General features: G+C 41.2%; 18 protein-coding genes and 1 riboswitch. Of the genes, 3 read left to right on the forward strand and 15 right to left on the reverse strand.

The features are described from left to right. Position 1: 1 nt before the first annotated feature. Complete coding sequence (locus FVA69_RS15215) at positions 2-1,108, forward strand: ABC transporter permease (RefSeq protein WP_109910976.1); 1,107 nt, start codon at positions 2-4, stop codon at positions 1,106-1,108. A gap of 212 nt (positions 1,109-1,320) precedes the next feature. Here the strand turns inward: FVA69_RS15215 and FVA69_RS15220 are convergent, their stop codons facing one another. The 8 genes from FVA69_RS15220 to FVA69_RS15255 form a co-directional block, all read right to left on the reverse strand. After that, on the reverse strand, positions 1,321-2,028 hold the full coding sequence (locus tag FVA69_RS15220) for a Bax inhibitor-1/YccA family protein (protein ID WP_109910975.1): 708 nt from the start codon (positions 2,026-2,028) through the stop codon (positions 1,321-1,323). Between the two features lie 133 nt (positions 2,029-2,161). After that, positions 2,162-2,614 carry a molybdopterin synthase catalytic subunit MoaE gene (moaE, locus tag FVA69_RS15225; RefSeq protein WP_004909169.1) on the reverse strand — a complete coding sequence of 151 codons (453 nt, stop codon included), beginning with the start codon at positions 2,612-2,614 and terminating at the stop codon, positions 2,162-2,164. A gap of 1 nt (position 2,615) precedes the next feature. Further along, positions 2,616-2,861: a molybdopterin synthase sulfur carrier subunit gene (moaD, locus tag FVA69_RS15230; RefSeq protein WP_004909166.1), complete on the reverse strand. Its 246-nt coding sequence runs from the start codon at positions 2,859-2,861 to the stop codon at positions 2,616-2,618. Continuing rightward, a complete protein-coding gene (gene moaC / locus FVA69_RS15235; RefSeq protein WP_109910974.1) occupies positions 2,861-3,337 on the reverse strand; it encodes a cyclic pyranopterin monophosphate synthase MoaC in 477 nt (158 codons plus the stop codon). The genes moaD and moaC overlap by 1 nt, the downstream gene beginning before the upstream one ends. A 24-nt stretch (positions 3,338-3,361) precedes the next feature. Beyond that, entirely contained in the window at positions 3,362-4,342 is a 981-nt protein-coding gene (moaA, locus tag FVA69_RS15240; RefSeq protein WP_109910973.1) for a GTP 3',8-cyclase MoaA, read from the reverse strand. Continuing rightward, a riboswitch (molybdenum cofactor riboswitch) is annotated at positions 4,332-4,471 on the reverse strand. It overlaps the preceding gene by 11 nt. A 432-nt stretch (positions 4,472-4,903) precedes the next feature. Next, entirely contained in the window at positions 4,904-7,570 is a 2,667-nt protein-coding gene (locus tag FVA69_RS15245) for a TonB-dependent hemoglobin/transferrin/lactoferrin family receptor (protein ID WP_164529072.1), read from the reverse strand. A gap of 134 nt (positions 7,571-7,704) precedes the next feature. Then, positions 7,705-8,646 (reverse strand): FecR family protein, encoded by a 942-nt coding sequence (locus tag FVA69_RS15250; RefSeq protein WP_162598816.1) that lies wholly within the window; start codon positions 8,644-8,646, stop codon positions 7,705-7,707. Between the two features lie 2 nt (positions 8,647-8,648). Then, on the reverse strand, positions 8,649-9,146 hold the full coding sequence (locus FVA69_RS15255; protein WP_004909157.1) for an RNA polymerase sigma factor: 498 nt from the start codon (positions 9,144-9,146) through the stop codon (positions 8,649-8,651). Positions 9,147-9,437: 291 nt separating this feature from the next. On the opposite strand from FVA69_RS15255, the gene FVA69_RS15260 reads away from it, so the two are divergent. Then, complete coding sequence (locus FVA69_RS15260) at positions 9,438-10,346, forward strand: gluconeogenesis factor YvcK family protein (RefSeq protein WP_004909155.1); 909 nt, start codon at positions 9,438-9,440, stop codon at positions 10,344-10,346. Between the two features lie 213 nt (positions 10,347-10,559). Here FVA69_RS15260 and uvrB read toward each other — a convergent pair whose 3' ends face one another. From uvrB to bioB, 5 genes are all read right to left on the reverse strand, one after another. Next, positions 10,560-12,578, reverse strand: a complete 2,019-nt coding sequence (uvrB, locus tag FVA69_RS15265) for an excinuclease ABC subunit UvrB (protein ID WP_115167709.1) — start codon at positions 12,576-12,578, stop codon at positions 10,560-10,562. 627 nt (positions 12,579-13,205) lie between these two features. Continuing rightward, complete coding sequence (gene bioD / locus FVA69_RS15270) at positions 13,206-13,883, reverse strand: dethiobiotin synthase (protein WP_109910969.1); 678 nt, start codon at positions 13,881-13,883, stop codon at positions 13,206-13,208. Beyond that, positions 13,876-14,661 (reverse strand): malonyl-ACP O-methyltransferase BioC, encoded by a 786-nt coding sequence (bioC, locus tag FVA69_RS15275; RefSeq protein ID WP_164529073.1) that lies wholly within the window; start codon positions 14,659-14,661, stop codon positions 13,876-13,878. The genes bioD and bioC overlap by 8 nt, the downstream gene beginning before the upstream one ends. Next, positions 14,639-15,796: an 8-amino-7-oxononanoate synthase gene (gene bioF / locus FVA69_RS15280; RefSeq protein ID WP_164529074.1), complete on the reverse strand. Its 1,158-nt coding sequence runs from the start codon at positions 15,794-15,796 to the stop codon at positions 14,639-14,641. The genes bioC and bioF overlap by 23 nt, the downstream gene beginning before the upstream one ends. Further along, the gene (gene bioB, locus FVA69_RS15285) at positions 15,796-16,833 is read right to left on the reverse strand and encodes a biotin synthase BioB (RefSeq protein WP_164529075.1); all 1,038 of its coding nucleotides are present in this window, start codon (positions 16,831-16,833) and stop codon (positions 15,796-15,798) included. The genes bioF and bioB overlap by 1 nt, the downstream gene beginning before the upstream one ends. A 93-nt stretch (positions 16,834-16,926) precedes the next feature. Between bioB and bioA the strand changes: the two genes are divergently transcribed. Next, entirely contained in the window at positions 16,927-18,195 is a 1,269-nt protein-coding gene (bioA, locus tag FVA69_RS15290; protein ID WP_164529076.1) for an adenosylmethionine--8-amino-7-oxononanoate transaminase, read from the forward strand. Between the two features lie 241 nt (positions 18,196-18,436). Here the strand turns inward: bioA and pgl are convergent, their stop codons facing one another. Further along, the gene (gene pgl / locus FVA69_RS15295) at positions 18,437-19,417 is read right to left on the reverse strand and encodes a 6-phosphogluconolactonase (protein WP_109910964.1); all 981 of its coding nucleotides are present in this window, start codon (positions 19,415-19,417) and stop codon (positions 18,437-18,439) included. A gap of 116 nt (positions 19,418-19,533) precedes the next feature. Next, positions 19,534-20,328, reverse strand: coding sequence for an inositol monophosphatase family protein (locus FVA69_RS15300; protein WP_109910963.1), 795 nt, complete (start codon positions 20,326-20,328; stop codon positions 19,534-19,536). Positions 20,329-20,332 lie beyond the last annotated feature (4 nt).

The raw sequence follows: 20,332 nt of genomic DNA on the forward strand, positions 1-20,332 counted from the left end.
TATGTTTTATCGTCTATACACCTTAATTATGAAAGAACTTCAATCATTACTTCAAGAACCGCAAACACGGGTTATCCTCATTTTACCCGTAATATTTCAGATGATTTTATTTCCTCTGGCCGCCACACTTGAGGTGACTAACACAACTATTGCTATCTTTGACCAAGACAATGGTGAGCATTCTATCGAGCTGACGCAACGTCTCGCTAAAGCCAGTGCGTTTTCTCAAGTTTTATTATTGAAGAATGAACACGATATTCGTGAAACGCTTGATAACCGCAAGGCGCTGCTGGTTGTCCGTTTTGGGCAAAATTTTAGTGCTGATATTGCAAGTCACCATAATGCTAATATGCTGTTACTCCTTGATGGACGTAATTCAAATAGTGCGCAAATTGCAGCAAACTATGTTGCACAAATTGTCACTCAATACCAACATGAGCTAACTCAATCACAACCCGTACCAAACAACAGTAAATTAATCGTTCGTAATTGGTACAACCCAAATTTAGATTATAAATGGTTTATTGTACCTTCATTGGTAGCTTTAATAACGACGATTGGGGTATTGATTGTGACATCTCTTTCTATCGCGAGGGAAAGAGAACAAGGCACTCTTGACCAATTACTCGTTTCTCCCCTGACCACTTGGCAAATATTTATTGGTAAGGCGGTGCCTGCATTGATCGTTGCGACTGCACAGGCGAGCTTAGTCCTAGTTATTGGGATCTTTTGCTATCAAATTCCTTTTGCTGGCTCCCTGCTCCTGTTTTATGCCACCATGTTATTTTACGGATTGTCATTGGTGGGATTTGGTTTACTTATTTCAGCACTGTGTTCAACTCAGCAACAAGCGTTCATTGGGGTATTTGTATTTATGATGCCAGCGGTGTTGTTATCAGGTTATATTTCCCCAGTCGAGAACATGCCAGTTTGGCTGCAACAAATTACTTGGATTAACCCAATTCGCCACTTTACTGAAATCACTAAGCAGATATACCTAAAAAATGCTGATTTTTCAGTTATCTTCCATAGTTTATGGCCATTATTTATCATTGCGATAATCACCAGTTCAGTGGCTTATTATTTATTTAGAAAGAAAATAGCGTGATCATAAAGAAACAACATTACGCTTTGAAAGTACAACTAAAAATGCTGGAACTACCATTAACATCTTGAATTACAAATGAGCTAATAATATTCAAATCATATTTTACGATAGTATTTAGATCAAAAAACCCTTGTTACCAAAGTAACAAGGGTTTTCAATTTTAACGACTGCTATCCCCTCATTTCACTGAGTAATGAGGAATGCCAACCAAATTAGCGACGGTCGCCAAAGATACGCAGTAACATTAAGAACAGGTTAATGAAGTCTAAATACAGAGATAATGCACCCATGATAGAGTATTTACGCATTGTTTCTCTGTCGTTTTCATCAATTTGTGAACCCATTTCTTTCAGTTTTTGTGTGTCATACGCGGTTAAAGCAGCAAACAGTAAAACACCACCGTATGTGATCACCCAATACATCATGGTGCTTTGCAGCCAGATGTTAACCAAAGAAGCAACAACAATACCAATCAGCGCCATAAACAGGAAGTTACCCATACCTGTTAAGCTACGTTTAGTGGTATAGCCGTAGAAGCTTAATGCACCAAACATTACCGCGGTAATGACAAATGTACCCGCAACAGACTCACCTGTATACGCAGCAAGAATAACTGAAATCGTTAAGCCTGTGAGCAATGAATAGAGCATAAACATGCCCGTTGCTGCCATGCCACTAATTTTTTGCAGTAGGAATGAAATTCCCATCACTAAACCGAGCTCAGCAATAATCATTCCAAAAAAGAGAATTTTATTGGTTGCAATGGTGTAGTACAAACCGCTGCTAACTGAATACCATGCAACAAAAGCTGTCAGCAGTAGACCGACTGTCATCCAGCCGTATACTTGCGACATAAATGCCTGAACGCCAGTATTGGCACCCTGGACAAGAGAATCATTACGTTGATCAAACTGACCCATGATGGTTACCCTTTCGCTAAAAGAAAAATCGACCCAGTAAAAATACTGTAATCGGAGAAATTAACCAAAGTCTAACACATTCTTTTGACAATACCATTCAGCAAATTCGTATTTTTCAGAGGAAAAAGTGCGATTACCAGCGGTTTGCAGACGCCTCGTCGGTTTCTTTCGCTTCCACCCATCGCTCATTTTCAGGTAATGTTTCTTTTTTCCAAAATGGTGCTTTAGTTTTTAAGTAATCCATAATAAATTCAGCAGCTTGAAATGCTGCATTTCGATGGGCACTCGTCACCCCAACAAAAACAATTTCTTCGCCAGGTTGTAAGGTACCAATACGGTGGATCACACTGACTCGCTGCAATGGCCAACGTTCTTTTGCTTCTACAACTATATTTGTTAACGCTTTTTCTGTCATTCCCGGGTAGTGTTCGAGTGTTAATGCCGCAACACTGTCACCTAAATTATGGTTACGCACTTTCCCCGTAAAAGTCACGACTGCACCATCACTATCGCATTGAGCAAGCCATTGATATTGCTCGCCAACACTAAAATTTTCTGTTTGTACTGCAATATGGGTGTTTTCCATATCACCCCCCAGTGACTGGTGGGAAAAAGGCCACTTCGTCCCCTTCTGAGAGTGGGTGGTCTAGTGAAACAAATGATTGATTAACAGCGGCAAGTAATTTGCCATCTTCAAGTGCCAACGCCCAGCGATCGCCTTTTTGTGAAAGCGCTTGACGTAAATCTTCAACTTTTTGGTAAGTGTCAGTGAGTTCTAAGCGTTCTGTTCCGACTAGCTCACGTACTTGAGCAAAAAATAATACTGTGATCATTATTCCACCTTAAAATGTCCAGACTTACCGCCTGTTTTTTCTAATAAACGAACAGGGCCAATCACCATATCTTTTTGCACTGCTTTACACATGTCATAAATCGTCAAAGCAGCAACGGATGCAGCAGTTAATGCTTCCATTTCAACCCCTGTTTTCCCTGTTAATCGGCAACAAGTTTCAATACGAACTCGGTTATGCTCAGGTTCCGCTTTGAGTATCACTTCAACTTTGGTTAACAGCAGTGGGTGGCATAATGGGATAAGCTGCCAGGTATTTTTTGCCGCTTGAATACCCGCAATACGCGCCGTGGCAAACACATCGCCTTTATGATGGCTACCGTCAACAATCATCGTTAGAGTTGCTGGATTCATAGTGACATAAGCTTCTGCGCGAGCTTCACGAACAGTTTCAGCTTTGGCTGAAACATCAACCATATGCGCCTCGCCCGACGCATTGAGGTGAGTCAGTTGGGACATATCTTCTCCTGAAATAAAAAAGAGTTAACCGCCGATTACAGATAAATTAGGTGTAATTCCGCTATCACCCATATGCAGAAAATGGGTTTCTCGTTTATGGTGTAAGCCTCGCTGAATGCGGGCTTTTAACGCTTCGTTTTGGTCATCTGCACCCAATAAATCACGCAGCGGAATGCCATTTTCACCAAATAAACATAAATGTAGGTTTCCTAGTGAGGAAACACGTAAGCGGTTACAGCTTTGGCAAAAATCTTTTTCGTACGGCATGATAAGCCCGATTTCGCCTTGGTAATCTGGGTGACTAAAGACTTGAGCAGGGCCGTCGCTTCGGGAACGTGGAAGCATATACCAGCCTTCTTCAATTAAACGCTCGCGAATAGTTTCACCCGAAATATGAAAACGTTGGAAAATATCGCTGCCGTCGCCGGTTTCCATTAACTCAATAAAGCGTAATTGAATAGGACGATGTTTGATCCAGTTTAGGAATGACTTCAAAGCGATATCGTTGACATTTTTCATTAATACCGCGTTCACTTTGACTTTTTCAAAGCCAGCTTCAAAAGCAGCATCAATACCTTTCATCACCTGAAAGAATTTGTCTTGTCCCGTGATGGCCGCAAATTGACGTGGATCGAGGCTATCAACACTCACATTGATCGCGTTCAGTCCAGCATCTTTCCACTCTTTTACGTCTCTGGCCATACGATAACCATTAGTGGTCACGGCGATTTTTTTGATCGATTCATTTTCATTGATGGCAGCAATAATATCACTGAAATCTTTGCGCATGGTCGGCTCACCGCCAGTAATACGCACTTTTTCTGTGCCTAATTCTGCGAATGCCGTACTGATACGACGAATTTCATCCAGTGTTAAGAATTCATGACGACCGCTTGGCTTATAGCCATCGGGTAGGCAGTATGTGCAACGAAAGTTGCAAACATCTGTTATAGAAAGTCGGAGATAGTAAAATTTCCGGTCAAATTGATCGACAAGTTGCTGCATAATCACACCTTTCCAAGTACGGGAGATGCAGACATTTCTATCTTGCACCCTGGTGGCTCTAGGCCACGGCCAGTGCATCATATTCAGTCGTTCAAACTTAGACGCAAAGGCTAGGAGTTTTATTTGGAACCGAGTCACTGATTTTAAACTGTAAAATGCGTCACTCTGTTCACTTAATTTATGTAAGGATTCTAGCCGATAGAAATTGAAAAAGCGAATTGCAATTCGATATATATCATTATATACAACGACTTACAAAAAATATTATAGAATCACCGAAGCTATTATTATCACTGATAATTTTCCATTTTAGATGGCTTTAAAAAACATAATTTCATACTAATTGATTAACATCTCTAATTATTTAATTAAACATTTATTGATATAGATCTAAAATGGGGAGCAAGCTCCCCATCTAATTGTTTACGTTATCAATATCAACACTCAACGCTTATCAAAACCGATATTTCAAATTGAATAATTGGCATATCAATTAAAAATAAATAGTAAGGTGCAAAATTTATTAACCAATAACACGACAGCGTAAAGTATGACGTATATTTAGAAACGGTATTCTATCCCGCCCGACACCGTTCGCCCTCTACCTAACGTATTGGCCAAGCTTTCCCCATAACTAACCACGTACGCCCGATTGGTCAAGTTTTCGACATTTCCTCGAATAGTTAAATTATCGGTTAAAGCATAACTTGCATATAAATCAATCAATGTATATTTAGGCCAGTCAGCTAAGTAAGGGGAATTTGATTGTACTGAGTAGTCTTGAAAACCTGGCGTGAAGCGAACGACTACACCACCATCGAGTTTTCTATCAAACGCTCGCCCACCTAATGTAAAGGAACCACGGTCACCGGGTAAGTTCGCTGCACTGCTGAAAATGGCGCTGCTGTCACAATCCACATGGTTATTTGATGCCTCATTTGGCTCAACATACCAGTTACCTGGGCCAACGTCTTCGCCATACTTCAATACACCACCTAGCCATGCAGGATGTGAACAAAATTTATTTTTGCCAATCATATGGGTAAAGGTCAGGTCTGCATACACAAAACCTGCGTCGTAATTTAGTTGATATTCAACCCCTCTAAAACGGGTCGCAACCAAGTTGTTGCTATAAGCAGCATTTCCAATATTAGGGCTAACCATCCCTGGTTTCTTACGGTCAATCGCTAAGTTAATGTAGTTATCTACACGTGTATCAAAATAGGCAACTTTTGCCACAAATCGGTCTTCTTCGATAAACAATTGCGGATAATTGATGTTCATCCCCACTTCCCAAGCATTTGAACGCTCAGGTTTTAAATACGGATTGGGAAATTGAGTCGAACTACTGTGAGCACTTCCTGTGGTTAACGTTTCTGTAATCGCTGGCGGGCGCCATGACCGCCCATAACTGGTAAACAATTCCATCCATTCAAGATTAGGACGTACCGCTAAACGAATATGGGGTGAAAATGCCCCTTCTGAGTTATCAACATCCCAATTTTCCGTCGTCATAACAACCTTGCAATCACGTAACCTTCTTCCTGTACATGGATTGTCTCTGGTATAAGGAAGTACTGCATAACTCATACTCGTTTGGCCTTTGAGAGAATAATAGTCATAACGCATTCCCCCTTCTAATGTTAACCAATCATCATATTCATAAGTCAAATTAGTGAAAAGTGAGCTCAATGAACGTTTTCCGTCCGGTGTCACTCCACTCGCCGCTTCACGTGTCGAACTACTACTCGCTTTGTCTTGGAAAGTTTCCAAACCATAATGCGCTTTTAATACATTGTTATGGTTAAATTCAATTTCTGAATGATTTTCAAGCTGTATCCCTACCGTTTTGACTCGAGTGTCCATCTGGTAGCCATTATTATAAATTTGGCTAGTGGAATAGGTGTCTGTATTGTCTTTGGTATCAACAAAATACACTTTTCCTTTTAGCTCGGTGCTCCATGGTTTATCGCTAAATTGAGTGTAATCAAGGGAATAATTCTTGGCTGTTACATCACTGAAACCGCTACTTTTCCACCCTAGCTTATAAGGCCACGAGCTACCTAAATTCGTTAGCGTTCCTGCATTTGGCGTTGCCACTTTGGTTTCTAAGTAATTAAATTGTAAACGCTGTTCGTCACTTATATTCCAACCGGCTTTTGCCAAATAAGAGGTCATTCGGTAATTACTGTCATTAATACGAGTGTGTTTTAATTGGTGCGCAAGTTCATCATAATGCCCTGCCCCATTATTGACTCGAATATTACCGATATTACCGTGAGTTCCTGGTTTATAATCCCCAAGACGTCGTTCACTGGCCGCAAATAACAAATCCGCGTTTTCATTCCCTAATGCCAGCACACTACTGCCAATAAAATGAGTATTATTTGACCCCATACTCGCATGTAATTTTCCACCAAAAGTTTTATCTTTTGATAAAAAATCAGACGCATTGACTGTATTGAAGGTCGCCACACCACCTAAGGTTCCACCGCTTCCCATTCCACTTGTATTGCCCTTTTGTATTTCCACCCCAGAAAGCAGTTCTGAGTCGATATACATAGAACCATTGCGCTGCCCATGTCCGCTTTTTTGAAAGTTTTGCCGCATACCATCGATATTCATATTCACACGACCATAATCCTGTATCCCACGGATATTCACAGATAAAGAAGGGTCTTGTTGGCTAACACTCGAATAGACACCTGTCGTTAGCTCTAACACATCAGCTATGTGCTTTGGTGGGCGGTCATCAATTTGTTTTTTACTAATTACACTGACAGATGATGGACTGTTATATACCCAATCCCCTTGTTGGATCTGGCTTGCTGTGACGGTAATGTTATCTAGCTTAATCACCGAATCACCGGTAATAGGCGCGATACGCTCTATTGTTATTCGGTTATTTTGTAATTGATATTGCACAGGGTTTGAACCAATTAATCGACGTAATCCCTCCTGTAGCGTAAAGCTTCCTTTCAAGCCTTGACTTTGTAAGTCATTAATTTCTCGGCTCTGAATGATTATTTCTACCTTTGCTTGCCGAGCGAATTGCAGCAAAGCATTTTCAAGTGAGCCTGCAGCAACAGAAAATGTTATTTCCTGCTGTGCGGATGCTACCGCTGAGTTAGCCTGTGCTAGATTGAAAAATGAAAATGCAGGTAACGTAAATAATGCAAGGTGAACACAGATTGTTGCTTTTTTATAGTGGTGCTTTTTTTGAGTCATTTCCCATCCCTAAAATGATAATGGTAATAAAAATCATAATCACTTAGATTAAGACGCGGGAATTAGGAAAACCCGTAAATAAATTTAAAAAAAATAATTTATTATTATTCGATATCTATATTAATTATTAATAATCAATATATTAAAGTGAAAAATGGGATTTCATAAACGGATAAGCCATATGATGACACCAAATGCGTTAGCCCACTATCAAGTGTGTTAATTTGTAATACACCACTAATGTGCCCTACTCGCTCCTCAGTCAATAAAATAATTTGCTTGTCACGGTATCGATTTATTTCAGCAATAACCTCCGGAAAGGTTTGCTGCTGAAAAATAATTTGTCCTTCTCGCCATACCGTAGAATGTGAGTTGACCATTGAAGTCATAGGCGTTATATCTGATTGATATTGAGTGAAATTTCCTGCTGGAATGACCATTTCTTGCCCTGAGAATAGTGACACCTTTACACTGTGTTGATAAACACTGACTGCCACTTTGCTATTTTCATTATCAACTGAAAATTCAGTGCCAAGTGCCTGAGTTATCCCATTTTTCGCCATAACCTGAAAAGGCCTTGGTTCCGTATCCGTTTTTGGTGCAACAGTAAAATAAGCACGCCCTCGTAATAAATTAACTTGCCGATACTGCGGGCTAAACGCTAATTGCAATTGCGCACCACTGTCGAGGTCAACACGGCTACCATCAGGTAAGGTAATATGCTGTATTTCACCGGTTTTCGCATAGTAATCCACTGGCTGTGTATATTGAAAATACCAAATTGACATGGATAACACACTCACTAGCACAACCGCCGCTATTGATAAACCAATATAGCGAGGCCGCCTCTTTTTATTCATTCCCTGTTGGTTATCTACTGTTTGTTGTCGCGGTTTATTGGCTGTTAATGCCCATAATTGCCGTGCACGATAGTATGTAGACTTATGTAACTCTGACGCATTGAGCCAAGACTGGAAATCTTCATTTTCTTGCGACGTCAGCTCTCGTTGCGTGGTTTTAACAACCCACATTGCGGCTTTGTTTTCAATTTCAGATGGACTATCAGATGGCTTCATGACTAGTCTCTCCATTTATGAATTAGCATTGCCAATGCATTGGCTAAATGTTTTTCGACTGTGCTTAATGAAATATTTAAGCGCTGCGCTACTTCCGTTTGAGCTAATCCTTCTTCTCGATGCAAGCGAAATATCTCCTGAGTCCTGGGCGGCAAAGATTGAATAATTTTCTGAATTTGTGCAAGTTGTTGATCATGAATAACCGTGGCTTCAATACCTTTTACCCGCGATGGGATCTCTTGCCATTGTTGGTCACTGATCGCCATTAATTGTTGTTTTTTCTGTAGCCGGAAGTGGTCAACCATCAGGTTTTTCGCAATTCGATACAAATACGCATCAAAATCTTGAATAGTTGATGTTTTCATTAACTCTGCCATTCGAGCAAAGCTTTCCTGTGTGATATCCATACTTAAATTATGGTCTTTAAGGTACATATTCAGATAACGGCATAACGACGATGAATGGCGAGCAAACAGGCGCTGTAATTCTGAATCAGACATATTGATCCATAAAATAAATAATGAAAATGAGAATTATTTACATGATATAGATAATAATTTAAAATGAAAACTCCCTAGCGCATTTTTCCTTCTAAGACTCACATCAATACAGAATCGTCTCTTTTATTGTTTTTTGTCACAGTACTTAAGCTAAGAATGATGTTTTATGATAGATTAACGCCCAATTTATTTTAGTCGCCATAAAACGGGCTTAGCGTAAAAAACGCATTTCGTAACTCGCTGGTTTACTTGCTTTTATAAGTACTGAAAATTAACTGATATAGGAACACTATGCCGAATTGCAGTCTGGCGGATCTCAGGCATGTTGTCGCTCTAGGTGGCGGGCATGGACTTGGTCGCGTGATGTCTTCACTTTCTTCTTTAGGTTCTCGTTTAACGGGTATTGTTACCACAACCGATAATGGGGGCTCAACAGGCCGTATTCGCCGCTCTGAAGGCGGGATCGCTTGGGGAGATATGCGTAACTGTTTAAATCAGCTAATTACTGAGCCATCTATTGCTTCTGCGATGTTTGAATACCGTTTCAGCGGTAATGGTGAACTTTCAGGCCATAATTTAGGTAATTTAATGTTAAAATCATTAGACCACCTAAGTGTTCGTCCGTTAGAAGCCATAAATCTTATCCGTAATATGCTAAAAGTTGATGCGCAGTTGATCCCGATGTCGGAATCCCCTGTTGATTTAATGGCTATCGATGAAATGGGCAATGAAGTATACGGTGAGGTGAATGTTGATGCCTTACATGAAATCCCGCAAGAATTACGCTTATACCCGACAGTAAAGGCAACGAAAGAAGCCTTACAGGCTATCCACCAAGCAGACTTAATTATTATCGGCCCCGGCAGCTTTTTTACCAGTTTAATGCCATTATTGCTTTTGGATGAAATTGCAGCTGCACTGCGCGAATGTAAAGCCCCGATGATTTATATTGGTAACTTAGCGAAAGAAATTAGCTCCCCAGCAGCAAACCTGTCTTTGCCTGACAAGCTAAAAATGATGGAGCATTATATTGGTTGCCAAAAAATTGATGCGTTAATCCTTGGCCCTCGCACACAAACAAGCAATATCAGCCCTGAACGCAAAATAATTCAACGGGTACTCGAAGCTGACGATATTCCCTATCGCCATGATAGAAAGCTGTTACTGCAAGCCATCGAAGAAACCATCAACTTGTTATAACCCCCTAACCGCCATTCCGCTGCTAAATACCCGCAGCGGAAAACCTTCCCTAAAATTAGCCCTTTGTTTCCCGTATTTCCACAAAATCTATTTTCAAAATACTTTGCGTTATGGGTAGGCGGCAAGTGAAGGCAGCTCGGGGAGCATACATAAATATGTGACCCGAGTGACTAAACGTAGCCAACACCCCCACAACGTGAGGTATGAGGAAAATTACGAATTAGCGATAAACTGAGAGCGTATCTCCTGCAATTCGTCTCGGACTCGCGCAGCCGCTTCAAATTCAAGATCTTGAGCATGCTTATACATTTGCGCTTCAAGTTGCGAAATCCGTTGCTCCAACTCTTTTGTCGACATCGATTGGATATCAACCGAATTATTATTTTTACCATTGTCTTTCGTACGGTTTTTTCCTTTACCACCCACTTTGTGGCCAATTTGCAGGATATCACCGATTTTCTTATTCAAACCTTGTGGTACGATTCCATGTTCTTCGTTGAACGCCATTTGTTTAGCACGGCGACGCTCTGTTTCTGCAATCGCTTTTTGCATGGAGTTGGTGATCCTGTCTCCGTAAAGGATTGCCTTACCATTTAAGTTACGAGCCGCACGCCCTATGGTTTGAATAAGCGAACGCTCTGAGCGCAAGAAACCTTCTTTGTCCGCGTCCAAAATAGCCACCAGAGAGACCTCTGGCATATCCAAGCCTTCTCTTAATAAGTTGATCCCAACCAGTACATCAAACTCACCAAGTCGCAGGTCGCGAATAATTTCCACACGCTCTACTGTATCGATATCTGAGTGAAGATAACGCACTCGCTCACCGTGCTCTTCGAGATATTCCGTTAAATCCTCTGCCATACGTTTTGTTAAAGTAGTGACTAATACACGTTCATTTTTCTGTACACGGATACGGATTTCAGACAGTAAATCATCCACTTGGGTAGTAACTGGGCGGACTTCAATAATCGGGTCAAGTAGGCCAGTAGGCCTAACAACTTGCTCAATCACTTCATTGCCTGATTTATCAAGCTCGTAGTTACCCGGCGTTGCCGACACATAAATAGTTTGAGGAGCTAAGGCTTCAAATTCTTCAAAGCGCATTGGCCGGTTATCTAATGCAGAAGGAAGACGAAACCCATATTCAACTAAGGTTTCTTTTCTTGAGCGATCCCCTTTATACATCGCGCCTATTTGCGGGATAGTAACGTGAGATTCATCCACCACCAGCAAGCCATCTGCGGGTAAGTAATCAAATAGTGTCGGCGGTGGCTCACCAGGAGCACGACCCGATAAGTAGCGTGAATAGTTTTCAATACCTGAACAATAACCGAGCTCGTTCATCATCTCTAAGTCGAATTGCGTTCGTTGAGTAATACGTTGCTCTTCCAGTAATTTATTGTTTTCTAGTAATACTTTTCGTCTATCCGCCAATTCAACCTTAATTTGTTCCATTGCCTCAAGAATGCGTTCTCTCGGTGTGACATAGTGCGTTTTTGGATAAACGGTGAAACGAGGAACACGATGTTGTATTTGCCCTGTCAATGGGTCAAATAATGACAACCGTTCAACTTCGTCATCAAATAGCTCAACACGTAAGGCATACTCGTCTGATTCCGCAGGAAAAATGTCGATAACCTCACCACGGACGCGGAAAGTCCCCCGCGTAAAAGCTTGGTCATTCCGCGTATATTGCAAGTCCGCTAAACGCCTTAAAATTGAGCGTTGGTCGATGATCATGCCATCCGTTAGGTGCAACATCATTTTTAAGTAGCTGTCAGGGTCACCCAAACCGTAAATAGCCGACACAGAAGCCACCACAATCACATCGCGACGTTCGAGTAAGGCCTTGGTCGCAGATAACCGCATTTGCTCAATGTGTTCGTTTACAGACGCATCTTTTTCAATGAAAGTATCGGAGCTTGGGACGTAAGCTTCAGGCTGATAATAGTCATAGTAAGAAACGAAATATTCCACAGCGTTGTCTGGGAAGAAGGCTTTCATTTCGCTATAAAGCTGTGCCGCTAAGGTTTTATTATGCGCCATTAACATGGTAGGCCGGTTCTCTTGCGCAATAACGTTGGCAATAGTGAACGTCTTACCAGACCCCGTTACCCCTAATAGGGTTTGATGAGCAAGTCCATCTTGTAGCCCTTCCCTTAACTTATGGATGGCTTCGGGTTGGTCCCCTCCCGGCTGAAAATCAGAATACAGCTTAAAATCCTTACTCATATTAACGCCCCTTAACTAGTTTCTCCCATTATGATACTGGATAAAAAACCAGCTTCAAGTATTGAAGCTAAATTTTCTGTTATTCTCCGTTCTAATATGTTTATAAAAATGTTATCCCCAAAAAAGTGCTTGACCTTTTTGAAACTTTATATTTTATGCTATTGCATTTTTATGCCGTATCTCAAATGCAAATTGAAGGCTTGATTTTATTTAACCATTTGTATTTATTAAAAATTAATTTAAAGTCCAGAATCACATCAAATAAAGTCAAAGCCGCTTGTCGCCTAGCGTAGAACTTGTTTTATAACGTTAATACACAAGGTTATCCACAGAAATGGTGGATAACTCTTGAAGCCCTTTAGGCTCATGGATTCACAAGATCCCTAAGATTTGTTCAATGGAGGCTAAATGACAAAAAGATGGCAGTTTAATGAAAAAATTTTTACGTAGTAACTGCGATGAAAAACAGATTTTATCTTTTTTATTAAGATCTGAGTGGTATTTTTACTGAAATACTTGACAGTATTTCAGTTGAGAACGTTAAAAAAGATCGGATCTCTATTTAACAATTGATCAGCCCCAAGCACTTGACTTACTTGGGGTAAAATATTTATAAATTTTATATAATCAAAGAGTTAATAAAGAAAGATCTAAATAGCTGCCTAATTCACCGTTAAGAGTGTCTTGATGTGGGATCACACCTAAACAAGGTGCCTTAATCATTCGATTAAGTGTCAGCAAATATTGTGCTTGGAAACGACCAGCAGGTTCAACTTCATTGGCGACCCAGCCAGCCACAGGCAAACCTGAAGCCTCGATAGATTCCATGGTTAACAATGCATGGTTTATACAACCTAACTTAACACCAACCACTAAAATAACGGGTAACTGCTGTTCAATCACCCAATCTGCATACGTTTTTTCTACGGATAACGGGGTATACCAGCCACCAGCACCTTCCACTAATAACCAATCAGCTTGAGATTTCAAATAAGCCAACCCTTGATTGATTATTGAAAATTCAATAGGTTGATTTAATTCTTCACTGATAATATGTGGCGAAGTGGGTGCTTCAAACACAATCGGGTTAATCACCTGATAGGGTAATTTTACTCGGCTATTGGCTTGTAATAATAACGCATCGCTATTACGCAACCCGTCTACCGTGAGTTCACTTCCAGATGCAACGGGCTTAAAGCCCACCGTGTTCAAACCTTGATAACCTGCGGCTTGCAGTAAAGCACAACTTACAACGGTTTTCCCTACTTCTGTATCCGTTCCTGTTACAAAATACACTTTAGTCACGGTAAATCACTCCAAACACCGTATGGTAAGTTAAAGGTAGGCCTTGCTCTGTCATTGGATAGAGCAAAGCAAGTTGCTGCAAATGCTGACGAGTCACTAGCCCAGCTTTACGCCCAGTGGTCAAATGTGTCGCGCCAATCCCTTTCAATGAATGGAGCAACGCTATTAACTCAGGAAAATAGAGTGTATCCTTCTGAAAAATAAGTTTATGTCTCCATGACTGACAACTATTTCGTATCTGTTGAACACTGAGAAAGGAATTCACATGCGAATAGCCATCAAGTGAATGCCAAGCTGAAGATAATTCTGTGAGAGAATGCTCTGCAAGCGTAGTGAACACCACAACTCCACCCGGTTTTGTCACCCGATACAATTCGCTTAATGCTTTACTCAGATCTTGGCACCATTGGACCGATAAATTTGAAAAAACCACATCAAAGGTTTGTGAATCTAATGAAATGGATTCTATATCAGCACATAAATAGTGATCGGCCACGGCTTTCGTTTGTGCCATTTCAAGCATTCCCACAGAAAGGTCTAATGCAGTGACGCGATGCCCTTGGTTTTTCAATTTATAGCTAAAATAGCCCGTACCGCACCCTGCATCTAAAATATGCAATGGCGCCGTTGATTGTGAGTGATTTAAGGCTGAAATCAGATGATCAAGGAGTTGTGTTCCTGTTGATCGTTGATAACTTGCCACTGCATCATAACTTTTAGCTGCACGGCCAAATGCCGCTGCAATTTTATGCTTTTCACGACTGAGCGATAAAGTCATGTAAAGCCTCCAATAATTGATCGATATCTTGACGTTGGTGTGCAGCACTTAACGTGATCCGTAGCCTAGCACTCCCGGGCGGAACCGTTGGCGGCCTAATCGCTTGCACCCAAATATTTTTGTTGCGTAAAAAATTGGCTAACTGTTGGCTAGCTTGGTTTTCGCCAACAATTAATGGCTGAATAGCCGTCGTTGAATCAGTCAGTTGCATGCCATGAAAATCAGCATTATGTCTAAAATATTCAATATGTTGCTTAAGATTTTCTCGTGCCTGATCCGCAAGCTGAATTTGCTCAACGGCCGCTAGAAGAGCAACTGCCTGAGCCGGAGGCATCAAAGTGCTATAAATTAAATGGCGTGCAGATTGGATGAAAAATTCAGCCGTTGGCTCATCACACAGCACCGCTGCGCCACTTAAACCAAATGCTTTACCAAATGTTACGACTAAAATTTCAGGTTTAACCCCACTCGCAAAGCAGCTACCACGACCTTGTTCTCCGATAACGCCAATACCATGTGCATCATCAACCATCAACCAAGCATGCAGATTTCTTGCTATTTCCTGTAATTGTTGAAGGGGAGCACTATCACCATCCATACTAAAAACGCCTTCCGTCACAACAAGCGTTTTTCCCGAAATAGGCTTGTGGATTAAGTTTTCGAGTGATAATGGATTATTATGCTGAAAGCGCCTTAATTGAGCCCCCGAATGAATCGAGGCTTCCATGATCGATGCATGGCTGAGCTTATCCGCTAAGATACGATCTTTTTCCGTCATTAATGCGGTGATCACCGCATGGTTCGCAGCAAATCCAGAAATAAACAATAAGGCTTTTGGGTAGCCTAGCCAACCAGCGAGCGCTTGCTCTAATTTATCATGCGCTTTGGTGAACCCTGTGATATGTCCCGATCCCCCACTCCCCACGCCATATTCATCGGCACCACGTTGCCAAGCGGCAACCACTTGGGGATGGTGAGATAACCCCAAATAGTCATTGGATGAAAAGTTGAGATATTCTTTTCCGGAAAAATAAAGAGACCTACCATTCGCATGATCAATGCACTGACGCTGACGCCAGATAGACGCCTGCTTACGCTGCGCTATCTGGTTTTGTATAAATGATTGCCAAGTCATTATACTGCAGCGTTATAAAATTGAGCGTTATCAGCAGTTAACAACGTTTCGGCTAACTTAGCAGCTTGATGGTTATTCCCTTCGTCGGTTTCAAAACGCTCAGGGTTAATATTCAGTTTTCTGAATAGCGCCAAGTCTTTGTTTTCGTCAGGGTTTGGCGTCGTTAATAATTTACACCCATAGAATACGGAGTTTGCACCGGCCATAAAACATAATGCCTGGGTTTGCTCATTCATGTATTCACGGCCTGCAGACAGCCTAACGTATGACGTTGGCATCATGATGCGTGCAACGGCAATAGTACGAATAAAATCAAATGCATCGACATCTTCGTTATCTGCCATTGGGGTGCCTTCAACTTTCATCAACATGTTGATCGGCACACTTTCTGGCGGTTTCGGTAAATTGGCTAATTGGACTAATAAGGCCGCTCGGTCACTAACTTTTTCACCTAAGCCTAAAATCCCACCCGAGCAGACTTTGATCCCTGCATCTCGTACATTTTCGAGTGTATTTAAGCGATCTTGATAACTGCGAGTCGTAATAATATTGCCGTAGTATTCTGGAGAGGTATCAAGGTTATGGTTATAATAATCTAATCCTGCTTCTGCTAAGCGTTGAGCTTGGGAATTATCAATCATCCCTAAAGTCATACAGGTTTCCATGCCGAGTGACTTCACTTCTTTTACCATCATTTCAAGGTAAGGCATATCGCGTTCTTTCGGGTTACGCCATGCCGCGCCCATACAAAAACGGGTTGAACCTGCTTGTTTTGCTTTTTTCGCCGATTCCAGAACTTGCTGAACTTCCATTAATTTTTCAGTTTCTAGCCCTGTTTTATAGCGGGCGCTTTGCGCGCAATACTTACAATCTTCAGGGCAAGCCCCAGTTTTAATCGATAACAAAGTGCTGACTTGCACTTGCTGGGGGTCGAAATGTTGGCGATGAATTTGCTGTGCCTGAAATAATAGTTCAAAAAAAGGCATTGAAAACAGTTCATTAGCTTGTTTTATTGTCCACTGTTTTAATTGGCTCACGGAAACGCTCCAGTTGAAAAAGTTGTTGCCAGTTTAAATATTGTGATTATCATGTCAACTAAAATGAGATAAAAAAGTTGACGATGATAGCAAATGGATAACGTAGATATTCAATTTGATGCCAAACATATTTGGCACCCTTATACCTCGATGAGCCAACCAATTCCGGCTTATCCGATTGTTGAAGCCCATGGAGCTGAGCTAATCATGGCCGATGGGAAAAAATTAATTGATGGGATGTCTTCATGGTGGGCAGCCATTCATGGTTACAATCACCCTGTATTAAACCAAGCGGTCACAACGCAATTAGCCAAAATGTCCCATGTGATGTTTGGTGGAATTACGCACCCACCCGCAGTGAATCTATGCAAGCAGTTGGTTGCAATCACGCCAGAGCCACTCGAATGTGTCTTTCTTGCCGATTCCGGGTCAGTGGCGGTTGAAGTTGCTCTGAAAATGGCATTGCAATATTGGCAAGCCAAAGGGGAAAAGCGTCAACGGATCCTCACATTACGTCATGGATATCATGGTGATACCTTCGGTGCGATGGCCGTTTGTGACCCTGATAATTCAATGCATGGCCTGTATAAGGGGTATTTACCTCCGCATATTTTTGTGGAAGCCCCACAATGCGGTTTTTACGATGAATGGGATAGTGCAGATTTGCACCCTCTTGAGGTACAACTTGCCGAAAATAGCCATGAAATTGCAGCGATCATCCTTGAACCGATTGTTCAAGGCGCTGGTGGAATGCGCATCTATCACCCTGAATATTTAAAGGGAGTTCGCCATTTATGCGATCAATATGGTCTATTATTAATTGCCGATGAAATCGCTTCGGGGTTTGGTCGTACAGGCAAATTGTTTGCTTGCCATCATGCAAATATATCACCGGATATTATGTGTTTAGGAAAAGCATTAACCGGTGGTTATATGACCCTTTCGGCAACGATCACAACCCGCCACGTTGCAGAAACTATTAGCAATGGGGAAGCGGGTTGTTTTATGCATGGCCCAACCTTTATGGGCAACCCACTTGCCTGTGCCGTTGCAGATGCTAGCCTGACTTTGCTGCTCAATAGCCCTTGGCAAACAACAATTACCACTATTGAACAACAACTTAAGACTGAGCTAACACCATTAGCATCCCATCCTAGCGTAGCAGATGTGAGAGTTCTAGGTGCAATTGGCGTGATTGAAATGAAGAAACCTGTAAACACAGCGGCTTTGCAAAAAGTATTTGTGGAAAATGGTGTTTGGGTTCGCCCATTCGGCAAACTGATTTATGTAATGCCACCGTACATCATCACCCCAGAGCAACTGAGCAACGTGACGAATACGATGGCAAAAGTGTTGGGATAACTCAATAAATTCAATCTTAATCTAAGTCGATTTTTTAACTAGATTTTTAACTAGATTTTTAACTAGATTTTTAACTAGATTTTTAACTAGATTTTTAACTAGATTTTTAACTAGAGAATCTTCTAAATAATTCGAGTTATAGCAAGGCGGCAATCGAGGATATCTTGGGGAGCATACACCAGTATGTGACCCAAGTAGCCGAGTGAAGCCAACACCGCTATAGCTCGAAGTATGACGAAGATTAAAGGATAGTGACCCACATAGGTCCTTTCCCTACCCCATAGCGTGCTAATAAACGCAATTTTCCCGTAATCGGGTCAATTTCAGAAACTGAAACGTGGTCTGATTTTTGCCCGCTGGAAATTAAAAAACGACCTGTCGCATCAATATTAAAGCCCCTTGGGTGCGTCTCTGTTGGGTAACGTGCTTCTAATGTTAGCTCGCAACCGTCATCAGAAACCAGATAGTGGCTGAGGTAGCTTTCAGAACGTTCACTAACATATAAATGGCGGCCATCTGGCGTAATATGGATATCGGCAGCCCAGCGCTGGCTTTCGTTACCTAATGGGTAATTTGCCAAAGTTTGCATGTTACGATAGCGAGTGAATTTACGATATACGCCTACCGTTGAATCTAACTCATTCACACAATAAATGACCTTTTCAGTCGGATGGAAGGCCAGATGACGAGGGCCAGATTTTTCAGCCGTAGTAATTTGGTCTGCAGTTGCTTCGGTTAAATAACCATTTTCATGTAAATCGAATAAACGGATATGGTCTTCACCTAAGCAAGGCACCCAAAGCTGTTGATTATCAACATCAACATGAGACGAATGTGGATTTTGCAATCCTTCAATCACTTGAACGACTTGGTTTGGTACACCTTCATCATTGATAGTCAGAACTGATAGATTATGTTGATGATATGAAGGAACAAATAAATATTTGCCCGTGTTATCCAATGATAAGTGAACTGGCGTTCCCGGAACGGATGTTTCTGCTTTTAAACGCAGTGTCCCTTTGCCTTCAATTTCATAGGTTACGACACGAAAATTCGGGCGCACACCAATATAAAGGTATTTTTTATCATGGCTTAATACCATAGGTTGCACTTGGCCTGGTGTTTTTACTGTTTGTAAAAGAGTAAGTTCCCCAACCTCATTCATCGACCACACGTGAATTTGCTGACTCTCGGGGCTCGCAATATAAACAACCTGATTCATCCTGACTCCTTAATTCATGATAAAAATACAAAACCGCATCTATAGTCCACTACATTGGCTTCACTATACCCTATATTATGCAAATCACAGTGAGTAAATAGCGCCAAAGTTCAGCGTCATGAATTTAAAGCTACAATTAATTCATCCAATAACTCAGAGGAGGATGCTGACACCAAACTTCCCCCATTGATCACGTTTGTTTTATTACCATTAATGTTTGCATAATAAACTCCAGCTTCAGTAAGGCAAGGTAAAATAGCCGCGATATCCCATGGTTTCATTAACGTATCAATAGCACAATCGATCCTTCCTGCTGCTACCATTAAATGCTGATAACAATCATTTATAAAAACCATATCTTGAGCAGAATTAACGACATTTGATAGATTGTAAGCTTTGTTACCTTCTCTGTTATCAAAATTGGTACTGTGTATACCTGATATCGAAACAACAGCTTCGCCTAATTTTTTCGTTTTTTTTATCTGAGTGCATATCCGTTTTGGTGCAAGATCACCTTTTTTAGACCAACACCCGTTCCCTAACGATGCATAATATATAGAATCAATAGCGGAAAATGATATAACTCCGACAAGGGGAATGCCACTTTCAACATAAGCAATTAACGTACTAAATAATGGAACGCCATACAAAAATGCTCGTGTTCCATCAATAGGATCTATTATCCATCCGGTAGAAAATTCACCTTCAATATTTGTTCCGAACTCCTCCCCTAAAATAGGAATATGTGGAGTTCTCGCCTGAAGTACTTCTCTTATCACATTTTCTACTTTAAGATCTGTAGCGGTAACAATGGTGTTATCTATTTTTCTGGTAAATGTACCAGCTTCGTAAAAACCTTTTAGTAAATATTTACTAGCAGTATTCGCGGCTTCTAAAGCAATATTTAACACTGTA

Source organism: Providencia sp. PROV004 (genome assembly GCF_011045615.1).
In the GTDB taxonomy this organism is placed as follows: domain Bacteria; phylum Pseudomonadota; class Gammaproteobacteria; order Enterobacterales; family Enterobacteriaceae; genus Providencia; species Providencia rettgeri.

Excerpts from the sequence above, each read along its gene's own strand:
- FVA69_RS15250 (WP_162598816.1), bottom strand. The coding sequence starts at position 8,646 with ATGAAGCCATCTGATAGTCCATCTGAAATTGAAAACAAAGCCGCAATG.
- bioC (WP_164529073.1), bottom strand. The coding sequence starts at position 14,661 with ATGACTTTATCGCTCAGTCGTGAAAAGCATAAAATTGCAGCGGCATTT.
- FVA69_RS15260 (WP_004909155.1), top strand. The coding sequence starts at position 9,438 with ATGCCGAATTGCAGTCTGGCGGATCTCAGGCATGTTGTCGCTCTAGGT.
- FVA69_RS15220 (WP_109910975.1), bottom strand. The coding sequence starts at position 2,028 with ATGGGTCAGTTTGATCAACGTAATGATTCTCTTGTCCAGGGTGCCAAT.
- moaC (WP_109910974.1), bottom strand. The coding sequence starts at position 3,337 with ATGTCCCAACTGACTCACCTCAATGCGTCGGGCGAGGCGCATATGGTT.
- moaD (WP_004909166.1), bottom strand. The coding sequence starts at position 2,861 with ATGATCACAGTATTATTTTTTGCTCAAGTACGTGAGCTAGTCGGAACA.
- FVA69_RS15245 (WP_164529072.1), bottom strand. The coding sequence starts at position 7,570 with ATGACTCAAAAAAAGCACCACTATAAAAAAGCAACAATCTGTGTTCAC.
- FVA69_RS15215 (WP_109910976.1), top strand. The coding sequence starts at position 2 with ATGTTTTATCGTCTATACACCTTAATTATGAAAGAACTTCAATCATTA.
- bioA (WP_164529076.1), top strand. The coding sequence starts at position 16,927 with ATGGATAACGTAGATATTCAATTTGATGCCAAACATATTTGGCACCCT.
- FVA69_RS15255 (WP_004909157.1), bottom strand. The coding sequence starts at position 9,146 with ATGTCTGATTCAGAATTACAGCGCCTGTTTGCTCGCCATTCATCGTCG.
- pgl (WP_109910964.1), bottom strand. The coding sequence starts at position 19,417 with ATGAATCAGGTTGTTTATATTGCGAGCCCCGAGAGTCAGCAAATTCAC.
- bioF (WP_164529074.1), bottom strand. The coding sequence starts at position 15,796 with ATGACTTGGCAATCATTTATACAAAACCAGATAGCGCAGCGTAAGCAG.
- moaA (WP_109910973.1), bottom strand. The coding sequence starts at position 4,342 with ATGCAGCAACTTGTCGATCAATTTGACCGGAAATTTTACTATCTCCGA.
- uvrB (WP_115167709.1), bottom strand. The coding sequence starts at position 12,578 with ATGAGTAAGGATTTTAAGCTGTATTCTGATTTTCAGCCGGGAGGGGAC.
- moaE (WP_004909169.1), bottom strand. The coding sequence starts at position 2,614 with ATGGAAAACACCCATATTGCAGTACAAACAGAAAATTTTAGTGTTGGC.